We start from the raw sequence: 23,976 nt of genomic DNA on the forward strand, positions 1-23,976 counted from the left end.
TAGATGTCTAATGCTTACTGAGCAGCCCGCTGATATTAGTTTAACGAAACTGCTTGATGCCTTACCCGATGCTGTCATTTGGATGAGGGCAATACGTAATCATTCGAATCAGCTAATTAATTTTCAGATTGACTACGTCAATCAAAAGGCGCTGGATATTACCAACGGAATGTATACAGTAAGCACTGGTACGTTGCTATTGGGCAATAACGGGCCTGAACAGGACGAGTTTGAGAAAATATTTCAGGCGATGCGTGCTGTTCTGGAAACCGATCAGCCGCAGGAATTTAGCTATTACAACCCCAGACTCGACGCCTGGTTATTGGTCAATCGAACCCGATTGGGTGATGGAATACTGAGTGTAGCCCGCAATATATCGGAACTCAAGGCTACTGAACAGACGCATGCCCGGCAGGCCAGTTTGCTCAATAACGTATTCGATAGTTCATCCAGTGGGATTAAGGCCCTGGAAGCGGTGCGCGATGAGAAAGGGGCAATCATCGATTTTGTGGTAATCGCTATTAACAAAATGGGGGCTGCTATCCGGCAACGAACGATTGACGAAATTATCGGTCAGCGCATACTCCACATATTTCCGGGCGTTCGGGAAGCGGGCTTGTTTGAGCAGTACGCACAGATTGTTGAAAGTCGTGAATTTCGGCGAATACAAACCCGGTATCAGATTGGTGAGGTTGAATCTTGGTACGAAATGGCACTTACGCCCTTTGGCGATGGCCTGACGGTTACGTATACCGACATCAATGAGACCCATAAGGCCCGGCAGGCTGTCGAGCAGTCGACGGATGAATTACGGGCAGTGATTGATTCAGCTCAGGTGGCTATTTTTCTGGTCAGCCCGGTGCGTAACAAAGCCGGTCAGCTCATTGATTTTCGTTTTCGGATGGCCAATCAGATGATTGCTCACTACGTTAATCAGGAACCTGACGCTCTGTTGGGCGAACTGGTTAGTCGCTGGTTTCCGGCTTATCTGAGCAATGGATTGTTCAAACGTTACGTAGCTATTTTTGAGACGGGACGTACCCAGCATTTTACGTTTCATTACGCGACCGATGCTGTTGATTTCTGGATCAACGTGTCGGCCAGAAAGCTGGGAGACGACGTACTGGTAACATTCTCGGACTTTACCGACCTGAAGAAACTTCAGCAACGCTTGGAATCGTCTGCCATTGAACTACAAACGGTGATTGATACGTCGCAGACGGGTATCTTTCTGTTTAGTCCGGTACGTAACAAAGCAGGCGAGGTCGTTGATTTTCGGTTCCGGGTTGCCAATCGGCAGTTGGCCTCCTATGTAGGGCAAGAGCCTGATGCTGTGATTGGCGCACTGGGTAGCCGCTGGTTTCCCGATTACAAAACCAACGGATTGTTTGAAGCTTACCGAAAGGCGTACATTACCGGCGAATCCCAACGCTTTGATTTTCATTATAATGCCGACGGTATCAATGTCTGGCTCGACATTCTGGCCACCAAAATGGGCGATGAAGTGCTGGTCACGTTTAGTGATTATACGCCCCTCAAACAACTGCAGCAGCAACTGGAAAACTCGGTGGCCGATCTGCAGCGCTCGAATAAAAATCTCGAACAGTTTGCCTATGTAGCCAGCCACGATTTGCAGGAACCCCTGCGAAAAATTCAGGCATTTGGTGATATTGTTCAGGCACAATACGCCCCCGAAATCGGGGAGTCGGGTGCCGACATGATTCGTCGAATGCAGTCGGCCGCTGCCCGAATGCAGGTATTGATCAAAGACGTATTGACTTATTCACGCATTGCCACCAAGCGCGAAACGATTGGGTCCGTTGATCTGAATGAATTGGTTAATAATGTGCTGCTGGATCTGGAGACCGCCATTGCCGACAAACAGGCCAACGTAGCGGTTGAGCCGTTGCCAACTGTGCAGGGTGATGCCGCTCAGCTACGTCAGCTTTTTCAGAATCTAATCAGCAATGCCCTGAAGTTTACAATGCCTAACACCACCAAATTGCCAGTTGTCCAGCTTACGAGTCGGCAGGTATCCGGGCGGGAACTGACTGAAATGATGCTCCCATCCGTTGAGGCTGACCAATTATTTCATCTGATCGAGGTGATCGATAATGGTATCGGGTTCGATCCGAATCAGGCGGAGCGTATCTTCCAGGTGTTCCAGCGGCTGCACAGCCGGAGCGAATACCAGGGAACCGGCATTGGGCTGGCTATTGTCCAGAAAGTTGTCGAAAATCATAACGGCTATATTGCTGCCGAAGGCCGACCAGGTAAAGGCGCTACGTTCCGTGTTGCCTTACCGGTGTAATCGGTGAGAAAGCGACTAGCTGAATGGCTGTAGTTGTGGTGTCAGTTGCTTACAACTGACACCACAACTACAGCCATTCAGCTAACTGGTTGGTAAGCTACAAAATGGTTTTAAAGAGCGTATACGTAGCGTCCAGCCAATACGGTATGGTCTCTACGTGTGTTTTGCCCGCTACCGGGTATACGGTCACTACAGTGGAGCCCTGAGCGGCCATTGCTGTACTGGCACTGGCCGTATTCAACGGAAAGACCTGCTGATCGGCTGTACCGTGGGTTAGCAGCAGAGGAATAAGCGGTTTCCAGTTGTAGATATCGTTATCGGCCAATGCTTTCAGAAAAGCCGTATCCGTACCGCTTAGAACCCCTAGCTTAAAGGCATCGGTAAACGTCTGATCAATACTGACATTCAGGTTTGCGGCTAATCCATTGGTCTTGACATCCGTCAGATAAGGCTCCTTGAAATAATAATCCATCGGTCTACGCAGGTCGCTATAGATGGTATTATAGGTGAACAATACCCACAGGAAGGCCCGGTTCCAGTTGGGATTACCTGCCGAGGGTTGCGCCAGCAGAGCTTTCGTAAAGTTGGTCTTATCATAAGCGCCCGCCCCGGCTGATACGGCTTTCAGATTAAATTCAAAGGGGACTTCTTCCTGCATTTTCTTGTACAGGGCCATGGTAGCATAGCCGCCCTCCGAGTAACCCGCTAAATACAGGCGCGAATCCCATTTAATGGCAGCATTCGCATTGATGTATTCCCGGGCGGCACGGAGCATGTCGAGGCAGGTCTGCGCCTGCGTTGCGCGGTATTCATAAGGGTGAATCTGGCTTTTAGACTCCCCAAAGCCAATGTAATCAGGACAGGCGATGATGTAGCCATTGGACGAAAAGATGGAAGAAAACTGAAATGCTTCGCTGGCTGGCCCAAAATAGGAAGGGGCTTCAGCATCATTGAAGATGGTGCCGTGCTGCTGGCTAATCATGGGCACTGGATCGGTCGTTGCCGGTATCAGCAATAAACCCGACGCATTTATGGTTTTGCCATCCCAGTTTTGGGTCTTATACACGATTCTGTAGGCCGATATACTATACTTTAATAAAGGTAAATAGGCCGGATTCGTTTGGCCTACTACAGCACTCAGCGATTGAAGGGGAACATCCGTAACTTTCGTGCTGCTAACCAGATACGTTTGTATGGGAGCATGATCTTCTACGAGAAGGTTTGAACAACTGAATAAAAAAAGTGGCAGCAAGAGCGAAATGCATACCTGATGCCATAAGCGAATGGTTTTAGGGGGAATCATGATAGAGTTAGGATTAAAGTGAGGAACTGGATTAGGAGATTACAGGGTCAGTCAAAAGAAAAAGCGAACAGTAAAATTTTGGGCATAGCAAGCCATGATTTTCATAGAAAACTGGATTTAGGATTTAGCTGGGGATTTCTTGAATTTTGAGGAGGCAAGATACTAGATGGTTGATTTACAAGCTATAACGATTGTGGTAAATCCTGTAAATTATGTCTCATCTGTGGCCTGGAATTGAGAAAGCATACGACTACGGCTGCCAAGCGACCAATTTATCAACAACTGATGGAATGACGCCATCCATTACGTTGAACCTTTCCGAACAGAAAATGGAGGTTCTTGAATCCATAGGAAAACGACGTAATAAAAACTGGCTACGTCACTTTAATTGGCGGTTAATAGCTTAATCAGCGCTTTACTCACTATTCTGTCGGTTGTTTCGTTACTTTGGCAGCGGAATTACCCTCAACTGACATTATGCGACTGTTTATTTTTTTAATCGGCCTACTGGTTACAACCTCCTGTAAGCTAGAAATTTCGAATGGGGGTGCTCAGTTTGCTTCCGATCCGACCGTTGCACCCGTTGCGCCCGGACAGATAGACGAAGCATCGGGCATGGCCGACAGCCGTAGCCAACCCGGTAATCTATGGATCGAGCAGGACAGCGGCAGCCCGGCCGAACTGGCATTGCTGGGATACGACGGTACCGTAAAAGGGAAAATTACTATTCCCAACACAACCAACCGCGATTGGGAGGAAATGACCATCGGCCCCGGCCCGCAGGATGGAGTGAACTACCTGTACATCGGTGATATTGGCGACAACAATGCTAACACGCCTGTCTGTCAGATTTATCGCCTGGTCGAACCCGCTACGTTGCAATCACCCATAACCGGTCTTGAGCGAATCAATTTCCGTTATCCCGATGGTCCCCGCGATGCCGAGGCTATGTTTGTCGATCCGCAGTCGAAAGATATTTACATCATTACCAAGCGGGAAGAGAAAGTCCATTTATACCGGTTGCCGTACCCGCAAAATATAAACGAGGTTACTGTAGCTGAAGCTCTGGGCGAAATGTCGTTTGGCGGAGGACTGGCGAACTACGTAACAGCCGCAGCCATTTCTCCCGATGGGAGTGAGCTGCTGGTACGGACCTATTCACAGCTTTATTACTGGAAACGTAGTGCGGGACAATCGATAGCCGATGCGCTCCAGCGCGGCAGTCGACGGCAGTTGGTCGTTCGGCTGGAGCCTCAGGGCGAAGCGGTTTGTTTCGATAAAGATGCCAAAGGTTTTTTTACAATCAGCGAACGAGCCAGTGCCTCATCGGTAAATCTATATTATTACGCCAGAAAATGAGTCGATAGCGTAAGCGGATAATATAAGCCCGATTCTGCATCTCTCTACGTCTTTCGCCTTGCCCCATTCCTCCGCATGGATTCATCGATTCTGATTATAGTGCTGAGCCTGTCGGTTTTAATTTCCTATGCCTTTGACTTATTCAGCAGCCGGTTCAAAACGCCTTCTGTTTTGTTGTTGCTGTTACTGGGGATACTGACCCGGCAGGCCACGGAATACTTCAATGTTCAGGTACCTTACGTAAACACCATCCTGCCGACGCTGGGTACGCTGGGGTTGATACTGATTGTACTGGAAGGGGCGCTCAATCTGGAGCTACATGCTGATAATCTGAGTGTGCTACGTCGTACATTGATAGCCTCGCTGCTTTCTATTGTGGGCAGTACGCTCATTATGGCTGGCATGCTGTATTTACTGCTAAATGATTCGTTCTACCATTGCCTGATAGCCGCTTTACCCTTTTCGATTATCAGCAGTACCGTAACGGTTCAGACCGTAGCAAACCTGTTGCCGGGCCAGCAGGAGTTTGCCGTTTATGAATCAGCGTTTGCGAGTATTCTGGGCGTAATGGCGTATAATTTTCTGCTACTGAGCCGTAATTCAATCGTTGGGGCTGTCTGGTCATTTACGCGCGACACACTGACGATGGCGCTCATTTCGCTGGGATGCTGTTTTCTATTGTTATATCTGATCGGAAAAATAAGTCATCGGATCAAATTCCTGCCGATTATCTCCGTGCTGTTTCTGGTCTACGCACTAGCCGAAATTAACCACCTGTCGTCCTTACTGCTAATTCTGATCTTTGGGCTGTTTCTGAACAATACTGAACTGTTTATCCGGGGGCGGTTGAGCCGGATACTCAAAAACGACCTTTTCGAAAAAGAACTTGATCAACTCAAAAACCTGACGGCCGAAGGGGCGTTTGTTGTCCGTACATTCTTCTTTCTGATTCTAGGCTACTCAGCCATTCCCCAAACGCTGGTTGACACCGATGCGCTGATTGTCAGCGTATTGTTTGTTATCGTATTTGTTGCCTGGCGCTGGGTCGTTTTGCAGCTTACGTATCGCGGTCCTCTCAAACCTTTACTCTGGATTGCCCCGCGCGGCCTTATTACGGTATTACTTTACCTGAACATCCCCGAAGATGCCCGATTGCTGGGCTTTCGTGAGGGCATTCCCATACTGGTAGTTGTGCTGTCGTCGGTGGTGGTGATGGCTGGCGTACTGGGCTACAAACCGGTACGTAACGACGGATAAATATCTGACACCTTACTTGCTTACCTCCATCTATATACGCCATGTATAGATTCAAAGCTCTTTATAGTTGTTACCTCTTAATCTATTGGATTAATTTGAATTTTAGATAATTATTTATCCAATGACTAATAGCCATTGCCAAAAAAGAACTATCTTGAGTTAGATTTTACGGCGATTCTTTTTTACTTATCCTCTAAAAAGTTGATTGGATAAGCCGTAAATTTCTAGTGTTGTTTTCATTAACCTTACTTATCATCATGCAAAAATTTACTAAGTTATTGTACACAGCAACAATCAGCAGTTTGGTCGTAGCATGTCAAATGGATTTGAATCCGCCCCAGGATTCAGTAAGTTCGGCAAGACAAGCTGCCGCTGGAAATTTTGTGCCCAATGAAGTATTAATCAAGTTTAAACCCCAGGTGGCTGATAGCAAAAAGGCCGAAATTCTGGAAAACATAAAAGGGAAAGTCAAAGAAAAAATTGTCACGAAGCTCATGGAACGTTTTGGCGATTCAGAAGGAGTGACATTAGTCGAATTGCCCGATCAGGTTCTGGACGTAGTTGGGCGTTTGAAAGGGCTTAAAAACTTCATCGAGTACGCGGAGCCTAATTATATCTACACGCACGATGCTGTATCAAACGATACGTATTTTACGAATGGCTCGCTGTGGGGAATGTATGGTGCCACCACAAGTCCTGCCAATCAATACGGTAGCCATGCTGCGGTTGCTTGGGCGAATAATCATACCGGAACAGGTTCAGTGTACATCGGTATCATTGATGAAGGTTATATGTATGCCCACGAAGATCTGGTGATCAACGCCGGTAAAAATCCAGGAGAAGTTGCTGGTAACGGTATCGACGACGACGGCAATGGTCTCAAGGATGATGTATATGGCTGGGATTTTGCCGGGAACGACAACACGACTTTCGACGGTATAAATGACGACCACGGTACGCACGTTGCCGGAACCATAGGCGGAAGGGGCGGTAACGGAAAAGGCGTAGCGGGAGTTTGCTGGAACGTCAAGTTGTTGAGCGCGAAGTTTTTAGGGCGTACAGGCGGCACAACAGCTAACGCCATCAAAGCCGTTGATTATTTCACAAACCTGAAAACAAGAGCGGTTAATCCGGTGAATATCGTTGCAACCAGCAATTCATGGGGCGGTGGCGGCTTCTCGCAGGGATTGTACGACGCCATCGTTCGGGCCAACAACGCCGGAATTCTGTTTATTGCTGCGGCCGGAAATGAGAGCAGCAACAATGATGTTACAGCCAATTACCCATCCAATTACAACGTAGCAAACGTAATAGCGGTTGCTTCTATAACCAACACGGGCGCTTTGTCGAGCTTCTCGAACTATGGCGCTACGCAGGTTGATTTAGGCGCCCCTGGTTCGGCTATTTACTCAAGCGTTCCCGTAAAATCGGGTGGTAATATCGTATCCGGTTACGCCAGCTATAGCGGTACGTCAATGGCAACACCACACGTATCAGGAGCCGCGGCCTTGTATGCGTCTTATCATCCGACCGCAAGCGCGGCTCAAATCAAAAGTGCCATCCTGGCTGCTGTTACGCCCACGCCTTCGCTGAGCGGTAAAACAGTAACGGGAGGTCGTTTGAATGTAAGTACATTCTAGGCAATAGAAGAAAGCGTTGCTCATCAAAAAAGCGGTGTCAGTATGTACTGACACCGCTTTTTTGATGAGCATACGGCAGAAACGTAGAACACTCACTGAACGATTCGCGACAACAGGCCCGTACGAATTGAGCGCTTATTTATCTTTCTTTGTTTTGATATACCGCCAAAATCCCCAAAGCGATCGATTTTTGAGGTAGATCAGATTCTCGTCGTTGGCGAACGCTTCCCGCTCAAAGCTAATGTTCCGATAGGCAAGGTAATGATTACGGTATTGAACCCGCCGGAGAAGGTATTCGAGAACGTACCACAGGTAAAAAAGCACAATACCCAGTTCTACCTGTTGTCGAAGGTGAATGCGCTCGTGGTTCAGCAAAGCAGGACCGGGGTTGGGATGCCGCACCAGAATGAACGGAAATAATGCCATACCGTCAGGGCCTAGCGAAGCAATATGGACAACAAACATGCTTATTGTTTTTATACCTGAAGAACAATATACCGGTCAAAATTATTCATTTCATGTTGAGTTACCCACTGTATAATGAGCCTACTTCTGATCAGTCTTTTCATTACGGGATACGTTCTGATTACGCTTGAACACCCCATCAAAATTAATAAAACCGCCACCGCCCTGATTACCGGTGTTTTTTGCTGGGCTGCTTATGCCCTGATGAGCGCTGACTATGAGTCTGTCATGCATCATTTAGGCGAACATCTGTCGGCAACATCCGAAATTCTGTTCTTCCTGCTGGGCGCGATGACTGTTGTTGAATTGATTGATATTCATGACGGCTTTACCGTCATCACGGATCGCATTGCCAGCCGAAGCCTTCGTACGTTACTCTGGATTATCAGCTTTCTGGCTTTCTTTTTATCTGCTTTACTCGATAACCTCACAACCTCGATTGTTATGGTTTCGGTGGCGCGCAAACTGATCAAAAATGCCGAACAACGGCGTGTTGTGGCCGGTATGATCATCATTGCGGCCAACGCGGGCGGAGCGTGGTCGCCCATTGGCGACGTAACGACAACCATGCTCTGGATTGGGGGGCAGGTCACAACCGCCAATATTATTCGCACACTACTTCTGCCCAGTCTGGTGGCTATGTTGCTGCCACTGTTGGTTCTCACGCGGATGTACGAAGCCGGAACGCAAACAGAAAAGACAACGAATAAGCAGGGCATTAGCCGCCCCTACGTAACGCCCATTGCCCGTCGTGATCGGCGGATTATGCTGGCGGTTGGGTTGGGGGGCATGTTGTTTGTTCCAATTTTCAAGACCTTTACGCACCTGCCCCCCTACATGGGAATGATGCTGGTACTGGGCGTTACGTGGGTTGTATCCGAACTGATTCATAGTGATAAAGATGAGTCTGACCGGCAGAAATTTACGGCCGCTTACGCTCTCAGCCGAATTGACGCGTCGAGTATCCTTTTTTTCTGGGAATCCTACTGGCTGTTGGCTCGCTGGAAGCAACAGGAATCCTGCGCGAACTGGCCGGATCGTTGAGCCAGGCGGTCGGTAATCTGGATGTGATCGTACTGCTTATCGGTATGGTGTCGGCTGTGGTTGATAACGTACCGATTGTGGCGGCTGCTATGGGTATGTATGATTTGCAAACACACCCGACTGACGCCAAAATATGGGAATTTCTGGCCTATTGCGCTGGTACGGGAGGAAGTCTGCTGCTGATTGGGTCGGCGGCCGGGGTAGCGGTTATGGGTATGGAAAAACTGGAATTCGGCTGGTATCTCCGTAAAATAAGCTGGCTGGCTCTCATTGGTTACGTAGCAGGTGCAATGGTGTACCTGGCGACGTTTGCGCTATTCGAATAATGGTTTCAAATGCAATCAGATAATAGACAGATTTTAGGCTGTTTGTTAAAATAAGTCATTGGTTGTCAGCGTATTTGCTGGACTTGATGTTTTGGTGCTGATCGGCTACCTTTGGTGAAAAACATATTCCTAAAACCATGAGAAAAACAATTCGCCTTACAAGTCTTTTGCTTGCCCTGTGTCAGTTGGCAATAGCGCAGTCAACCCCAACGGCCGAGGAGATAATGGATAAGTACATTGCGGCTATTGGTGGCAAAGACGCGCTTATGAAAGTGACCGACATGACGACCAGTATGACTAGTGAAGGGCAAATGGGCACAATTCTGATTACGCGTAAACAGAAACTTCCGAACAAATTTGCCATGGTCGTCAATGCCAACGGGATGGAAGTGATGAAACAAACGGGTGATGGCTCTAAGGTCGTTATGGGCGGTATGCAGGGCAGCCGTACAATTGAAGGAGCCGCAGCCCAGCAGATGACCATCATGGCGACTCTTTTCCCCGAACTGCACTACGCTGAAAATGGCGTGAAAACAACCCTGGTCGGCCCCGAAAAAGTAGATGGGAGAGATACCTACAAACTCAGCCATACAACGTCTGATGGCGCATCGACCTGGACAGATAATTTCGATGCAACAACCGGCCTGAAAGTTCAGTCGACAATGACGATGAAATCGCAACAGGGCGATATGACGACAACCACTACGTTCTCAGATTATAAGGATTCGAACGGAATCAAATTACCCATGACGATGCAGCAGCAATCGCCACGCGGGCCAATGACCATGTCGGTCGATAACGTAAAAATTAACAAGGGGTTGAAAGATTCAGAGTTTACTCAGTAAACAGGAGCGTGGAACGATTGGTGGATAATTGGCAGGCAGATTTTTCGAGTCGACAAACGTATCGTCTAATGTCCTCAGTTTTCAACATGAAAAGGACAATCGAACCTGTTAACCCGAAAACCCGGAGTAACGAGCATTTACATATTTCTGATGAACTCTTCCAAGGCGTTCAGGTGGTCGGTAAACGCCTGTTGACCAGCCTCGGTAGCGGAATACGTTGTGTTAGGTTTACGGCCGACGAACTGCTTTTGTACGGCTACATAGCCCGACTCTTCCAGCGCGCGCAGGTGCGTAGCAAGGTTGCCATCGGTTAAGCCGAGCAGTTCTTTCAGTGCATTGAAACTCAGGGAGTCATTAACCACTAGAACCGACATGATGCTTAGCCGCGCTTTGCTTTCAAAAGCTTTGTTAAACTGAGCCAGCAGTTCGTATTTCATGAGGTAGTACGTTCATATTTATAATACATAGCCATGCCGTATACAATGTGTAGTACGCCAAAGCCGATGGACCAGGTCAATAAATTGTAACCCGGCCAGAACAACGACAGCAGCCCCAAAGCGATTTCGCAATAAGCCAGCGATTCAACATCGCGGAGGGTATACTTGCTACCGTTCAGCAAAGCTAAGCCGTAAAAAATGAGCGTGGCTGGCAAGGCTAACCAGATTAGATTATAATGCAGGAGAGCCAGACAGAATACACCACCCGCAGCCAACGGTACAGCTATGGCCCCTAACAACCGCTTCGACGATGTGTTCCATACACTTAATCCCTGCCGACGCGCCTTTCGGATCGTGAAATAGGAGCCAGACAGTAAAGCCAGCACTAACACAACAACTGCTACGGTTACCAGAAATTGCTTGATCGCCAGATGGTTGGTAGGATCGGCTACGTATAATTGAGCGTCGCTTATGGCGCTAAACCAATCCGTTTGTCGACGCATATATACGACAGCGGCACCCGCCAGAGCAATCAGGCCAGCAGATACGCCTGATAAACCACTTAGCGATAAAAATTTGGAGGAACGCTCCATCAGGCTGCGGATTTCCGTCAGGGTCTGTAAATGTTCGCGCGATTCGTACATGGACATGGGTAAAGAGCGAATGTGTAAAAAAACGGGCTAATTAGTACGAGAAGAGGATGTTCAGTAAATGGCTTCCGAGGATAATGAGACCAACGAGGACAGCGGAAATGGTCAGAATCAGCACCGCCCCCGACGATAGGTCTTTGATCGCTTTGATTTTAGGATGAATACCCGGCGAAACAAAATCACAGAGTTTTTCAATGGCTGTATTGAAGGCTTCTGCGGCCCATACCAACCCAATTTGTGTTAGAATAATGGCCCATTCCGTGCGGCTTAATTGACAATAAAGTCCGACCAGAACGACTAATCCCGCGATGAGCAGATGCACTTTGGCATTGTTTTCATACCGGAACAAGTCGATAATTCCCTGACCGGCAAACCGGAAACTACGTAGCACTTTACGGAAATTGATCATCCCGCAAATCTATCATTAAAATAGGCGCACTTCCGTAGATTCAGACTGGCATTGGCCAAATACGGTGCCATCGATACCCGCTGAACGGCGAATATAAACTTATCGTGTCGAAGGAATTTTCCCGGATTAAACAGTTTTTCGTCGGCAATCAGGCAGGTCAGCAGCGTGAGCAGTAGGAGTAGCCAAAGGTGTATCGCTTTCATGGCGCCTGGGTTGCTAGGTCGTTGCTTTGGCTTCGTGTTCGACGTACCAGAAGAATGCTACGTATAAAGCAATCAAAACGAATCCGTAGCCCAGAGTGAGTTTCAGACTCAAATGATCCTGATAGGCTCGAGCAATGGCTCGCGTGAGCGATGAGGGCCGGGTCAGTACGTCCCAACTGTTCCAACGCCCGAACCTGCCCAGATAAATGCCGAATCCCGATAAGAGTTGACTCCCAAGAATCAGGAGCCATGTCTGCCAGTCACCCGCCAGCGAACGTACCATGCGGTGAACAATCAGTATGGAATAAAGCCCGATCAATAGCCCGGTCAAAGCAAACAGAAACAGCGACATCGTATCGAACCAAAGCAACGGATTGTCGATGCTCTTGATATGATACAGGTCGGTGATGATATAGGGGGCATTGGGCAGAAAAGCCAGCCAGACAGCTAAGCCTCCAGTCAACAGCCACTTACTGCGAAAGCCGCTTTGCCGCAGATCGCGCAGGACCAGTACCACACCGAGCGGAAACCAGGCTAGAAACAGATTCCAGGTCAGCATAACGAAAAACCACCAGTTCCCCGTAATCAGGCCGCGTGTAATAACCAGGGTTAAGCCGGTTAGAGTGAGCAGCGCCAACGCTTTTAGCCCTTTGCCGGGCTGGGCATCCCGGGCTAATGATAAGCCAGAATGGTACGTAGAAGGAATAATCTGTTGCATATCTAAAAGTACTTTGTACTGCAAAGTAAGTGGATAAATTGTTTGATTGTCAAGGAGAGGAGTGAAAAAATAAAAAATTAAAACCGCTTCGACTCGCCGATTGCAGTAGACTGCTTAATTCTGAGTCGTGTTGCGTTGAATTCTATTATCTTTACCCAAAAGCAAAAACAGCCTTTGATTGTCTCCTGAATGAATTTTGATCAATTATCTCCCCGCCGTCAGGAACAGCTGATGGCTTTCGATAGGCTGCTGACCATCATGGATGAATTGCGCGAACAATGCCCTTGGGACCGCAAACAAACGATGGATAGCCTACGGCATCTGACCATTGAAGAAACATACGAACTTTCTGACGCTATTCTGGAAAAAGACATGCCAGAAATACGTAAAGAGCTGGGTGATATTCAATTGCATTTGATTTTTTATGCCAAAATCGCGTCGGAAACGGGTGATTTCGACATGGCCGACGTATTGACTAGCGTTTGTGATAAACTCATAAGCCGGCATCCGCACATTTATGGCGATACGATAGCCGAAACCGAAGAGCAGGTCAAGGCTAATTGGGAGCAGCTTAAGCTTAAAGAAGGGAATAGGTCGGTTTTGGGCGGTGTGCCGGGTTCGCTGCCCGCCCTGGTGAAAGCCATGCGAATACAGGAGAAAGCGCGGGGAGCCGGATTCGATTGGGACGAGAAGCAACAGGTTTGGGAAAAAGTGGAGGAGGAGATGCAGGAATTCAAGGCGGAATTTAATGTCGACTCCAACGAAACCATTGACCACCAGCGCGCTGAAGAGGAATTCGGGGATCTGTTATTTTCGCTTGTCAACTACGCTCGTTTTATCGACATCAATCCTGAAACAGCTCTGGAACGTACGAATAAGAAGTTTATCAAACGCTTTCAGTATCTGGAAGAACGGGCTCGTGCCAATGGCAAAAAATTAACAGAGATGACCCTCGCCGAAATGGACGTATTTTGGAATGAAGCGAAAACTGCTCCCGGATTTTAACCGGATGAAAGGATTCACAGGATTGGCGATTAGGTAAAATCTTGACAATCTTTTTAATCTTGTTAAAATTCTGTTTCAGACAATATGAGAATAGCTTTTATAACGGATATACACGTAGGCGCGGCAGGCGAAGAACCACAGGGCGTTGATGTACGGCAGAACTTTCTGGATGCGCTGGAGAGCATCAAACAGCTCAAACCCACCTGTTTAGTTATTGGGGGCGACGTTTGTAACACCGGTGCTGATCGAAGCGTTTATGAGTGGGTTAAAAGGCAGCTGGACCCTTTGCCGTTTCCGTATTACGTCATTTCTGGAAATCATGATGACTCAGCTTTGCTTGCCGACGTATTTCGAATGACGCACGATTTGCATGATAACGAGTTGTATTACGCCTTACCCCTGGAAGGGCGCCCAACGTTATTTCTGGATTCGTCGAAAGGTGTTTTCTCTCCCGAACAATGGGCCTGGCTTCGCGACTATATGAGTGCATTACGTGATACCAATGTGCTGGTTTTCATGCACCATCCACCTATACCTGCCGATGTGCTATTTATGGATACGAATTATCCGTTTCGGCAACCTGACGAATTTCTGGCGCTTGTAAAGGACCTTCCGTGCCATGTTACGGTGGTTTGCGGCCATTATCACGTCGAAAAGGAAGTCTTACGGGGTAACCTATTGGTGCTGCTGACGCCTTCAACGTTTTACCAGATGAAACAGGATACCGCCGGATTTGCTGTTGATAATTACCGTATTGGAATTCGTGAAATCAATTTAACTACTCACGGTACCATCAGCGCCGTCCATTACCTTGAGCCTACCAAAAAGCGCATGACGCAGGCTGATAGCTCACCAAAACAAACCTAGTCAATACGTTACTGCTAAATGCCGAACTACATCGGAAGGCGGGTAGCTCCAGAATAACTAACCCCGACAGGTATAGTCATTCTGGAGCTACCCGCCTTTTGTGCGTATTAACGTGTATATTACGTGTTATCAGTATATTTTATTATATACCTAAATATGCATATTGATTACTTGTTTGTTGTTTTAAAAACGGCTTTTAAATATGTTTGCCGCATGTTTAACCTATTTTCCACATTAATATGCGTTTTGTTTTAATCGTTGCCCTGTCACTTTTGAGTCGTATTTCCAGTATAGCCCAGGATATACTGACCAATGAGGACATTATCAAAATGAGTAAATCAAAGGTGTCGAATCGGCTGATCACTGATAAAATTCATACCTCACGCACCAATTTCGATTTGACGACCTCGGGCCTGCAAACGCTGATTGCCGCCAATATAGCCGAACCTGTTTTGGAGGAGATGTTGCAGGTAACTAAACAGTCGGACGTTCTCACCAATGAGGATGTCATCAAACTACACGAAGCCCGGTTGTCGAATCGACTGCTGAAACAAAAGATAATGGCTTCTGGCGCAAACTATAGCGTTAATACGGATGGGCTTATACAGCTCAAAAATGCCAGAGTGCCCGATGCTATTGTCCAGCTTATGATGGCCAGCACATCGAAGCCAACTCCTCAGAGTCAGAAAGCACAGGCTGCCCCGGAAACGAAAACGGAGCTGGCAAAGGATAGTAAAAGAGCGGATTATTGTAAAAGCTGGTTCGATAAATTTACTAAAACGAACATCATAGCCTCGAAGGCTGTCTTACGTGGCCGAAAAGCCGGCAATATTCTATTGGGCAGAGGAGCGTCTACGCTGGCTGGCATTGAGGATCTGGAAGTGTCGCTGATTTTCCAACGAGAGGGGACTAATTTATCCCTCGGACTTTATGCTTCCAAACCCGGCCTACATGAGTTATATGTGGATAAAGGCAAACCCTTTATGCTCCTGCTGGACGATAAAACGGTTATGAATTTCGACCCGATTCAGGAGTCAGAATCTGACGTTTCACTACACTTGTTCAGTTCTGCCGTCGATTCTAACCTTTTGGTTTATTACAGTTTAACACCTGACCAGTTGCGTATTTTATCGCAAAAATTAATAAAGGAGTACCGACTGAATACGCACAATCGGCACTTCATGGAAGACAGTGTCAACATTGGCCGTGCTCAGCAGGTGCAGGCTGCGGCCAGATGCTTACTGGATAAACAGTAAGAAAACACGTAAAAAAATAGGTGTTGCTATCCGGCTACTCGGCTTCATCCAATACCGGCAAACAGAACGCGGGTTCAGAACTTACTCCTCCCAAAAGCAGTAGCCTGAACCCGCCTGTGAAATATACCGGCCGGAGCTAGAAAGAACTCGCTGAGGCCAGCCTGTCCAGCGCTGAACGATCAAGCCTGATCGTAACGGCTTTAGCAATATCCTCAAACTGCATAACGCTGGTTACACTGGCAATAGGGGCCGTTATTGTAGGATGGTCAATCAGCCAGGCCAGCGAAATTTGTGCGGGCGTTGCCTTATACTCTTCAGCTACTTCATCAAGCGCCTTTAGAATACGCATACCGCGCTCATCCAGATACTGCCTGACTCCCTCGCCCCGTGGGCTTTTGGATAAATCAGCTTCTGAGCGGTATTTACCAGTAAGAAACCCACTGGCAAGTGAATAATAGTTAATCACGCCCAGACCGTACTGGCGAACAATTGGCTCGTACTGTACTTCGTATTTCTGACGGTCGTATAAATTATACGCTGGCTGCAGACACTGGTAAATCGGGTACCCTTCTTTCTGACTGATCTCTAAAGACTGAGTAAGCCGCTCAGGCGAAAAATTTGAAGCGCCAATAAAACGTACCTTACCGGCTTTGACCAACTGTCCAAAGGCTTCGAGCGTTTCTTCGATTGGCGTTTCCAGATCGTCGTAATGTGACTGGTATAAATCAATATGGTCGGTTTGTAGCCGTTGAAGGGATTGGTCTACTGCCTGTAAAATGTATTTCGACGAAAGGTCTTTTTTCCCATTGGCCAATCCAGAACCAACTTTTGTGGCAATAATGACCTGATCTCGCTTACCACTCTTTTTCAGCCAGTTACCAATAATCGTTTCCGATTCGCCCCCCTTGTTGCCCGGTACCCAATGCGAGTACGAATCGGCGGTATCAATGAGATTGAAGCCTGCATCCACGAAAGCATCAAGCAATTGAAAAGAGGTCGATTCATCGGCCGTCCAGCCGAATACGTTTCCGCCAAAAGCGAGTGGAGCCACTGCCAGGTCGGAGCGGCCAATCGTACGTTTTTCCATTTAGTTAATTCGTTATGATACCATTACCCTTAATGGCCATACTGACTGGACAACAGCCATAGCGATCAGACTGTTTGCGTGAACTGCATAACCAACTGTAGCATCAGAAATGACACAAGGCCTGTTGGTGGAATAAATTATTCCACCAACAGGCCTTGTGTTTAAGAAAGATCAGTCCATTCGTAAGGGCATAAACTAATTCTGCCTTACCTCGCTGAATAGTTTGGAGCTTCTTTTTGAATTGAAATATCGTGTGGATGACTTTCGCGCGAACCGGCGGTGGTAATTTTTACAAACTTGGCCTGTTGCAGCGCAGGAATGTCGGCGGCACCGCAGTAGCCCATACCAGCCTTTAATCCGCCAACCATCTGATACACAATTTCCGAAACTTTGCCTTTGAACGGTACGCGGCCGACGATACCTTCGGGAACGAGCTTTTTGATGTCATCTTCCGCATCCTGAAAATAACGGTCTTTGGACCCGTCTTCCATGGCTTCTACAGAACCCATACCCCGGTACGTTTTGAACCGACGACCTTCGTATAGAACAACTTCGCCCGGAGCTTCTTCCGTGCCGGCCAGCAGCGATCCAATCATAACCGTACTGGCGCCACCCGCAAGGGCTTTGGTAATGTCGCCCGAGAAGCGAATTCCACCGTCAGCAATAACCGGAACATCGGTGCCCTGTAGCGCTTTGGCAGATTCGTAAACGGCTGTTAGCTGGGGCATCCCGATACCGGCAATGATCCGGGTTGTACAGATGCTGCCCGGTCCGACTCCAACTTTCACGGCATCAGCACCCGCATCAGCCAGTGCTTTTGCGCCTTCGCCGGTTGCTACGTTACCGGCAATGACCTGAAGTTTGGGAAACTGCTGTTTGATTCCCCGTACAGCATCCAGTACCCCTTTTGAATGGCCATGGGCGGTATCGACGCTAATCACGTCGACCCCCGCTTTCACGAGAGCCTCGATACGTCGGGTTAGGTCGGGCGTTACACCGACGGCGGCACCGACGCGCAAACGGCCCAGCTCGTCTTTGCAGGCGTTGGGATGACTCTTCTTTTTCAGAATATCTTTATAAGTAATCAGCCCAACAAGGTGGTAATCGTCGTTTACGATGGGCAATTTCTCAATACGGTACTGCTGCAGAATACTTTCGGCCTCCTCCAGTGTCAGACCTTCGCGTGCGGTGATAAGCTTTTCGCGGGTCATAACATCGGTAACCGGCTTCGACAGTTCGCTCTGAAAGCGCAAATCCCGGTTGGTCAGAATACCCACCAATTTTCCGCTCTCGTCAACAACCGGAATGCCACCGATTTTTGATTCGCGCATAATCTTGTGCGCATCGCCTAACGTAGCGGTTTCAGAGAGTGTGATGGGGTCAATGATCATTCCACTTTCCGAACGCTTGACCTTGCGGACCTGATCGGCCTGAGCTTCTACGCTCATATTTTTATGGATAATCCCGATGCCTCCCTCCTGAGCCATGGCAATGGCCAATGCCGATTCCGTAACCGTGTCCATAGCTGCTGAAATCAGCGGTATATTCAGGCGGATTGCGCGGGTAAGCTGGGTGGTAGTTTGCGTATCGCGGGGAAGAACCTCCGAATAGGCGGGAAGGAGCAGTACGTCGTCGTAGGTGAGAGCCTCGTAAAGAAACTTACTGGTATCTAAGCTCATATGCAAATAGCAGGTTGTGTTATTTGCCGGACAAAGATACACAAAAAATCTGAACCGGAATTCATCAGATTGGAATGAAGTCAATGATTTTGCTTTTGATGAGAGTTCTTACATCAAAGACCATCGCCAAAACCCAGATTCAGGCTATTTCACCGTAATATTTATCGACTTCCCACCTTCCCCGAGCGTAAACTGGCAGTCGCTAAATTTAGGAGCCGACATTTTAGGGCGGAAATTATTGCTGAACCCATACGGCTCTTTCGGTATTCCGAAAATACGTTTGTCCATTTTGCCATTTCCATTCTCGTCGTGAAAAACAGCAACTGCGTATTCGCCCGGATCAATCGAAAAGGTTGTCTGGACGCTATGACTCGTTGCGTTCAGTTTTTTTCCTTCGATAGGTTTCCCATCCGGAAATTCTTTTCCTGGCTTGAACAGGGCGATATAGACGGCCCCTGTCAACGTCTGAACGTTATGAACATCAACCTTTAAACTAGCCTTCGGGGGTGACGGGGGAAGGCTGAAGGTCGTCAAAAACAAACTGAAAAGTGAAACCCAGTGGAACATAAACGCAGTGTTTTTGTAAAAAACGAACTTATTTTGCAAATATGATAGCACAGCTTCCTACTTCTCCGAAACGATGGCTTACCAGACCTTTTCCGGATTCTGCCGAACAGCAGGTTGCTATTGAGTCATTAACTCAGTTGTTGGGGGTTAGTTCGGTACTGGCAGCTCTGTTGGTTCAACGAGGTGTGCATACCTATGAAGAAGCCCGGACCTTTTTCCGGCCTGAAATGGGGCATCTGCACAACCCGTTCGATATGAAAGACATGGACCGGGCTATCGAGAGGCTGCAGAAGGCGATACAAAGTGAGGAAAAAATCCTCATCTATGGCGATTACGATGTGGATGGCACTACGTCGGTTGCGCTCGTCTATGGCTTCCTGAAGAACTATCATGCGGCCATTGATTATTATATTCCTGATCGATATAAAGAAGGGTACGGGATTTCACGGCAGGGCATTGAATGGGCAGCCGAAAATGGTTTTTCCCTCATTATTGCGCTCGACTGTGGGGTCAAATCCGTTGAACGCGTAGCGGAAGCAAAATCCCTGGGTGTTGACTTTATCATCTGTGATCACCACCGCCCCGGCTCCGAACTGCCCGATGCAAGTGCTGTACTGGACCCCAAGCGGGACGACTGTCGATATCCGTATAAAGAATTAAGTGGCTGTGGTGTAGGCTTTAAATTGCTGCAGGCGTTTTGTGCGCAGGCTGAAATTGCGGTTGAACGGCTGCATCCCTACCTTGATCTGGTAGCGGTTAGCATCGCATCGGACATTGTGCCCCTCACTGGCGAAAACCGGGTGCTTGCCTATTATGGCTTAAAATATCTTAACGCGGCACCTCGCGTGGGGTTAAAAGCGTTAATTAAAGTAGCGGGCTTTTCGCGGGAGCTGGATATTACCAATCTGGTATTTGGGCTGGGCCCACGTATCAACGCTGCCGGCCGAATTCAGCATGCCAAAGCGGCTGTGCAGCTGTTGCTGGCCGAATCGGAGGAGGAGGCTGACGAGTTTGCGATGGCAATCAATAAACACAACAACAGCCGACGCGAATTCGACAGTACCATGACTGAGCAGGCGCTGGATATGATACGGCAGAGTGAGGTGCTCACGAAAGCCAAGAGTACGGTTTTATTCGACGCCAGCTGGCATAAAGGGGTAATCGGAATTGTAGCATCGCGGTGTATTGAGCATTTTCATCGCCCCACGATTATTCTGACGCAATCGAATGATAAAGCGGCTGGATCAGCGCGGTCGGTACCGGGTTTCGATGTGTACGAAGCTATTGAAGAGTGTGCTGATTTGCTCGAGCAGTTTGGTGGTCACACGTTTGCCGCCGGTATGACCATGCCCGTCAGTAACATCGACGCATTTCGCCGGAAGTTTGAAGAAGTGGTGTCGAGCCGAATAAAGGAAGAGCATTTGACTCCGTTAATCGACATAGACCTCGACCTGGATTTCAGCGACATATCTGACAAACTCGTGCGCATTGTAAAGCAGATGGGGCCTTTCGGACCACATAATATGCAGCCTGTGTTCAAAACGGAGGATGTGTACATGGTTGGAGAGCCAATTATTATGAAAGAGAAACACCTGAAAATGAGCGTACGTCAGGGCCGAACCGGTCATACGTTAACGGCCATTGGCTTTGGCTTTGCGCACATTGCCCACCAGCTTCGATCGGGTAAGCCTTTCTCGATTTGCTACCAGGTTGAACAGAATTTTTTCAACGGAAATGTTTCGCTGCAATTGATGCTTAAGGATGTGAAATACAGTTAGTCAGGCGGTGGGTTGGTCAGTTAATCGCGGCTAATGCCTCAACACTCATTAACGCTCCAGCTCATTCATCAACTGATTAACTCGACTACTTTATGATTCTCAGAACAGAAAATTTAATCAAAAAATACGGGTCGCGGTTTGTCAATAATAACGTATCGTATCAGGTTGAAACGGGCGAAATTGTTGGCTTGCTGGGACCAAACGGTGCGGGGAAAACGACGTCATTCTACATGGCTGTCGGCTTGGTGAAACCTAACAGCGGAAAGGTGTTCATTGACGATACCGACGTAACGGATTTGCCGATGTATAAGCGGGCGCGTCTTGGCCTGGGGTATCTGGCGCAGGAAGCGTCGGTTTTTCGTGACCTGACGGTAGAAGAAAACGTACTGGCCGTGCTTGAAATGACCGATATGCCCAAACGGCAGCGGAAAGAAAAAGTAGAAGAACTGCTGGACGAATTCAGCCTGACGCACGTACGTAAAAGCAAAGGGAAAGTGCTGTCGGGTGGCGAACGCCGACGTACTGAAATTGCCCGCGCTCTGGCCGTTGATCCGAAATTTATTCTGCTGGATGAACCCTTTGCGGGCGTCGATCCGATTGCAGTAGAAGATATTCAAAGCATTGTGGCGAAGCTCAAGCACCGGAATATCGGCATCCTCATTACCGACCACAACGTAAACGAAACGCTCTCCATCACCGACCGGGCGTATCTGCTGTTCGAAGGAAAAATATTAAAACAAGGTACTGCCGAAGAGTTAGCTAATGATGAACAGGTTCGGCGGCTGTATCTAGGGCAGCATTTTGAGTTGAAGCGAAAAATTTAGGGCCAGAGCCGAGACATGATTTAATTCAGATTCAACCCGAACGCCAGACCAATCCATGGCTTTGTCTGATAGATCCAATAGGTTTTATTGTAATCAAGGAGGTCATCAAAACCAACGGCTAAACCGATTGTGAAGTTATTGACGCCAATAATACCTGCAATACCTTTCGACCAGACCAGCCCGTCATATTCATAGGTAATTTGATTATTGGTAACAGACGAATTTATGGTCGTACCTCCCAGCCCAGTTAATAAACCAATAGAGTAGCCGTAGTGCCGGGTTTGTCGCTGGTAGTTTTTTAACGGCGTTTTATCGTAACGAAGTTGATAAATATCGTTGCGGTAGCCGACATAAACAGCCCCATTCAGATTCGTATTGAACTGTCGCGGAAATGCATCCAGGCGAGGTCTGTATTTAAAGGGAATGGTCAGAAAATCGATGTCCAAACTTGCCTGCCTGAACGTATTGGACTTGAGCGTGATATCCGAAACCGTTTGCGGTAGCTTGCGCTTGGGATTGCTTATCGTATCGACGTTTTTTGTCGCTTGATCCGCCAGATAAATAGAAATTATATCCTCACTGTTGTCAATATAGACAAGCTTACTTTTTTGATCGAAAACAGCGCTTTTGTAGTATCCATCTGATAATTGATACTTTGCCAATTCGGAAACTGTTCGGCAACAGAAAAGCCCTGTAAGGGTTAAAAGAAATAGCCCGGCTTTAGTGAGTTTCACAACGTAATAATTAGAGATGGTGGCCAGCCTACACAAAAGTTCGGTTTGAAATTATGAAACAAGTTCCAAATCCAGCGTGCTAACCAAGAACTTCTCGTAAAACCGGCAGGGACTTCACTTCACCGATTGAATCAATATGAATCTGATAATAAGCGACCAGGGCGTCGAGCAGTTCATTACGGGCCGAACGGGTTAGTTTGATGGGCGTGCCGAGCGGTTGGCGAAGCATGATATTCAGGGCGGTTTCCATCTCATTATCCGGAAGGAACGGATACGAATTTTCGCGAAGCTGATTGTCAAATTCACGGGCTGATTCGGGACCGAAACCCAGAAAAAACGACAATTTCAGCAGAAAAGTCAGGTGAAAATTCTCGTAGTTTGTACGAGCCTCTTCCAGAAACAATACGGCGTTTACCAGAAACCGAAATAAGGCAGGGTTATTGGTTTCCTCTTTCAGGACTTTATTCAGAAACTCCGTCACGAACATCGCAATTGTCGATTTCGCTACTTCGAACGGCAAACTCTGAAACGGATGGCTGGTTTTGACCTCCGAAAGCCGATGTAGATCCCGATCGGGTTTGTTATACACGACCATGTCGAGTAAGGTCAGCGGCTGGAACAGCGCAATTTTGTTGTTCTTGCTCCGGGCCGACCGAACGCCATTGACCAGGTAACTTTGTAAGCCGAACTCTTCGGTATAAATACGGACAATGATGGAGGTTTCGCGGTAGCGGATATAGCTAAGGGCAATGCCCTGTGTTTTTTGCAGCATTTTTTAGTAGTGCCTGAGCCTACTAAGTTAACTCTTTTTCCACAAATTTTTGGCTGAACTCCCGAATCTCATTCCGCACTGCCCGGTACGTAGTCATGATTTGTTCGGGTGAGCCCGTTGCTTTCGATGGGTCGGTAAAATTCCGGTGAATGCGGTGCGTTCGTCCTATCCAGACCGGGCAGCGTTCGTTTGCGTTGTCGCAGACTGTAATCACATAATCAATAGGCAGATCAGCGTATTCATCGACCAGGTTCGACGTATGATGGCTAATATCAATGCCATCTTCAGCCATGATTTGAACGGCTTTCGGGTTTAGTCCGTGTGTTTCGACCCCGGCGCTTAACACCTCGGCCCGATCACCGGCAAAGTGTTGAAGATAACCATGTGCTATTTGGCTACGTGTCGAATTGCCTGTGCAAAGTACCAGTATTCGTTTCATA

At 47.9% G+C, this 23,976-nt stretch carries 23 protein-coding genes and 1 pseudogene; 11 read left to right on the plus strand and 13 right to left on the minus strand.

Annotated features, from left to right (window positions below):
* Nucleotides 1-10: 10 nt before the first annotated feature.
* Nucleotides 11-2,311 (plus strand): ATP-binding protein, encoded by a 2,301-nt coding sequence (locus LN737_RS12205; protein ID WP_405519185.1) that lies wholly within the window; start codon nt 11-13, stop codon nt 2,309-2,311.
* 97 nt (nt 2,312-2,408) lie between these two features.
* Here LN737_RS12205 and LN737_RS12210 read toward each other — a convergent pair whose 3' ends face one another.
* Nucleotides 2,409-3,614 carry a S9 family peptidase gene (locus LN737_RS12210; RefSeq protein ID WP_405519186.1) on the minus strand — a complete coding sequence of 402 codons (1,206 nt, stop codon included), beginning with the start codon at nt 3,612-3,614 and terminating at the stop codon, nt 2,409-2,411.
* Between the two features lie 477 nt (nt 3,615-4,091).
* Between LN737_RS12210 and LN737_RS12215 the strand changes: the two genes are divergently transcribed.
* The 3 genes from LN737_RS12215 (at nt 4,092) to LN737_RS12225 (ending at nt 7,870) form a co-directional block, all read left to right on the plus strand.
* Entirely contained in the window at nt 4,092-4,973 is an 882-nt protein-coding gene (locus LN737_RS12215) for a PE-PGRS family protein (RefSeq protein ID WP_405519188.1), read from the plus strand.
* A 75-nt stretch (nt 4,974-5,048) separates the two neighbouring features.
* Nucleotides 5,049-6,230: a sodium:proton exchanger gene (locus tag LN737_RS12220; RefSeq protein ID WP_405519190.1), complete on the plus strand. Its 1,182-nt coding sequence runs from the start codon at nt 5,049-5,051 to the stop codon at nt 6,228-6,230.
* A gap of 257 nt (nt 6,231-6,487) precedes the next feature.
* Nucleotides 6,488-7,870, plus strand: a complete 1,383-nt coding sequence (locus LN737_RS12225) for a S8 family peptidase (protein WP_405519192.1) — start codon at nt 6,488-6,490, stop codon at nt 7,868-7,870.
* A 135-nt stretch (nt 7,871-8,005) separates the two neighbouring features.
* On the opposite strand, the gene LN737_RS12230 is transcribed toward LN737_RS12225, so the two are convergent.
* A complete protein-coding gene (locus LN737_RS12230) occupies nt 8,006-8,335 on the minus strand; it encodes a hypothetical protein (protein WP_405519194.1) in 330 nt (109 codons plus the stop codon).
* Between the two features lie 75 nt (nt 8,336-8,410).
* Between LN737_RS12230 and nhaD the strand changes: the two are divergent.
* Together nhaD and LN737_RS12240 are read left to right on the plus strand one after the other, a co-directional pair.
* Nucleotides 8,411-9,705 (plus strand): annotated as a pseudogene (gene nhaD / locus LN737_RS12235) (sodium:proton antiporter NhaD).
* Between the two features lie 137 nt (nt 9,706-9,842).
* The gene (locus LN737_RS12240; RefSeq protein WP_405519196.1) at nt 9,843-10,550 is read left to right on the plus strand and encodes a hypothetical protein; all 708 of its coding nucleotides are present in this window, start codon (nt 9,843-9,845) and stop codon (nt 10,548-10,550) included.
* 137 nt (nt 10,551-10,687) lie between these two features.
* On the opposite strand, the gene LN737_RS12245 is transcribed toward LN737_RS12240, so the two are convergent.
* From LN737_RS12245 to LN737_RS12265, 5 genes are read right to left on the minus strand one after another with little or no spacing between them, the layout of a single operon-like run.
* Complete coding sequence (locus LN737_RS12245) at nt 10,688-10,987, minus strand: transcriptional regulator (protein ID WP_405519198.1); 300 nt, start codon at nt 10,985-10,987, stop codon at nt 10,688-10,690.
* Complete coding sequence (locus tag LN737_RS12250) at nt 10,984-11,631, minus strand: hypothetical protein (RefSeq protein ID WP_405520391.1); 648 nt, start codon at nt 11,629-11,631, stop codon at nt 10,984-10,986. Before LN737_RS12250 ends, LN737_RS12245 begins: the two co-directional genes overlap by 4 nt.
* A 40-nt stretch (nt 11,632-11,671) precedes the next feature.
* On the minus strand, nt 11,672-12,046 hold the full coding sequence (locus LN737_RS12255) for a diacylglycerol kinase family protein (RefSeq protein WP_405519200.1): 375 nt from the start codon (nt 12,044-12,046) through the stop codon (nt 11,672-11,674).
* Nucleotides 12,043-12,249 carry a hypothetical protein gene (locus LN737_RS12260; RefSeq protein WP_405519202.1) on the minus strand — a complete coding sequence of 69 codons (207 nt, stop codon included), beginning with the start codon at nt 12,247-12,249 and terminating at the stop codon, nt 12,043-12,045. The genes LN737_RS12255 and LN737_RS12260 overlap by 4 nt, the downstream gene beginning before the upstream one ends.
* A gap of 13 nt (nt 12,250-12,262) precedes the next feature.
* Nucleotides 12,263-12,967, minus strand: a complete 705-nt coding sequence (locus LN737_RS12265) for a DUF1361 domain-containing protein (RefSeq protein ID WP_405519204.1) — start codon at nt 12,965-12,967, stop codon at nt 12,263-12,265.
* Between the two features lie 189 nt (nt 12,968-13,156).
* Between LN737_RS12265 and mazG the strand changes: the two genes are divergently transcribed.
* The 3 genes from mazG to LN737_RS12280 all read left to right on the plus strand — a co-directional run bounded on the left by mazG (nt 13,157) and on the right by LN737_RS12280 (nt 16,095).
* A complete protein-coding gene (gene mazG / locus LN737_RS12270; RefSeq protein WP_405519206.1) occupies nt 13,157-13,972 on the plus strand; it encodes a nucleoside triphosphate pyrophosphohydrolase in 816 nt (271 codons plus the stop codon).
* Between the two features lie 84 nt (nt 13,973-14,056).
* Nucleotides 14,057-14,839, plus strand: coding sequence for a metallophosphoesterase (locus LN737_RS12275; protein WP_405519208.1), 783 nt, complete (start codon nt 14,057-14,059; stop codon nt 14,837-14,839).
* Nucleotides 14,840-15,078: 239 nt separating this feature from the next.
* Entirely contained in the window at nt 15,079-16,095 is a 1,017-nt protein-coding gene (locus tag LN737_RS12280) for a hypothetical protein (protein WP_405519210.1), read from the plus strand.
* Nucleotides 16,096-16,231: 136 nt separating this feature from the next.
* On the opposite strand, the gene LN737_RS12285 is transcribed toward LN737_RS12280, so the two are convergent.
* The 3 genes from LN737_RS12285 to LN737_RS12295 all read right to left on the minus strand — a co-directional run bounded on the left by LN737_RS12285 (nt 16,232) and on the right by LN737_RS12295 (nt 19,428).
* Nucleotides 16,232-17,182, minus strand: a complete 951-nt coding sequence (locus tag LN737_RS12285; protein WP_405519211.1) for an aldo/keto reductase — start codon at nt 17,180-17,182, stop codon at nt 16,232-16,234.
* A 206-nt stretch (nt 17,183-17,388) separates the two neighbouring features.
* Entirely contained in the window at nt 17,389-18,861 is a 1,473-nt protein-coding gene (gene guaB, locus LN737_RS12290) for an IMP dehydrogenase (RefSeq protein WP_405519213.1), read from the minus strand.
* Nucleotides 18,862-19,005: 144 nt separating this feature from the next.
* A complete protein-coding gene (locus LN737_RS12295; RefSeq protein WP_405519215.1) occupies nt 19,006-19,428 on the minus strand; it encodes a DUF2141 domain-containing protein in 423 nt (140 codons plus the stop codon).
* 41 nt (nt 19,429-19,469) lie between these two features.
* On the opposite strand from LN737_RS12295, the gene recJ reads away from it, so the two are divergent.
* Nucleotides 19,470-21,206 (plus strand): single-stranded-DNA-specific exonuclease RecJ, encoded by a 1,737-nt coding sequence (gene recJ, locus LN737_RS12300; protein ID WP_405519217.1) that lies wholly within the window; start codon nt 19,470-19,472, stop codon nt 21,204-21,206.
* 92 nt (nt 21,207-21,298) lie between these two features.
* A complete protein-coding gene (gene lptB / locus LN737_RS12305; RefSeq protein WP_405519219.1) occupies nt 21,299-22,030 on the plus strand; it encodes an LPS export ABC transporter ATP-binding protein in 732 nt (243 codons plus the stop codon).
* A gap of 20 nt (nt 22,031-22,050) precedes the next feature.
* Here lptB and LN737_RS12310 read toward each other — a convergent pair whose 3' ends face one another.
* From LN737_RS12310 to LN737_RS12320, 3 genes are all read right to left on the minus strand, one after another.
* Complete coding sequence (locus LN737_RS12310; protein WP_405519221.1) at nt 22,051-22,764, minus strand: hypothetical protein; 714 nt, start codon at nt 22,762-22,764, stop codon at nt 22,051-22,053.
* Nucleotides 22,765-22,843: 79 nt separating this feature from the next.
* Nucleotides 22,844-23,536 (minus strand): DNA repair protein RecO, encoded by a 693-nt coding sequence (gene recO, locus LN737_RS12315; RefSeq protein ID WP_405519222.1) that lies wholly within the window; start codon nt 23,534-23,536, stop codon nt 22,844-22,846.
* Nucleotides 23,537-23,558: 22 nt separating this feature from the next.
* Nucleotides 23,559-23,975: an arsenate reductase ArsC gene (locus LN737_RS12320; protein ID WP_405519224.1), complete on the minus strand. Its 417-nt coding sequence runs from the start codon at nt 23,973-23,975 to the stop codon at nt 23,559-23,561.
* Nucleotide 23,976 lies beyond the last annotated feature (1 nt).

The organism is Spirosoma sp. KNUC1025, from assembly GCF_045160025.1.
Classification (GTDB): domain Bacteria; phylum Bacteroidota; class Bacteroidia; order Cytophagales; family Spirosomataceae; genus Spirosoma.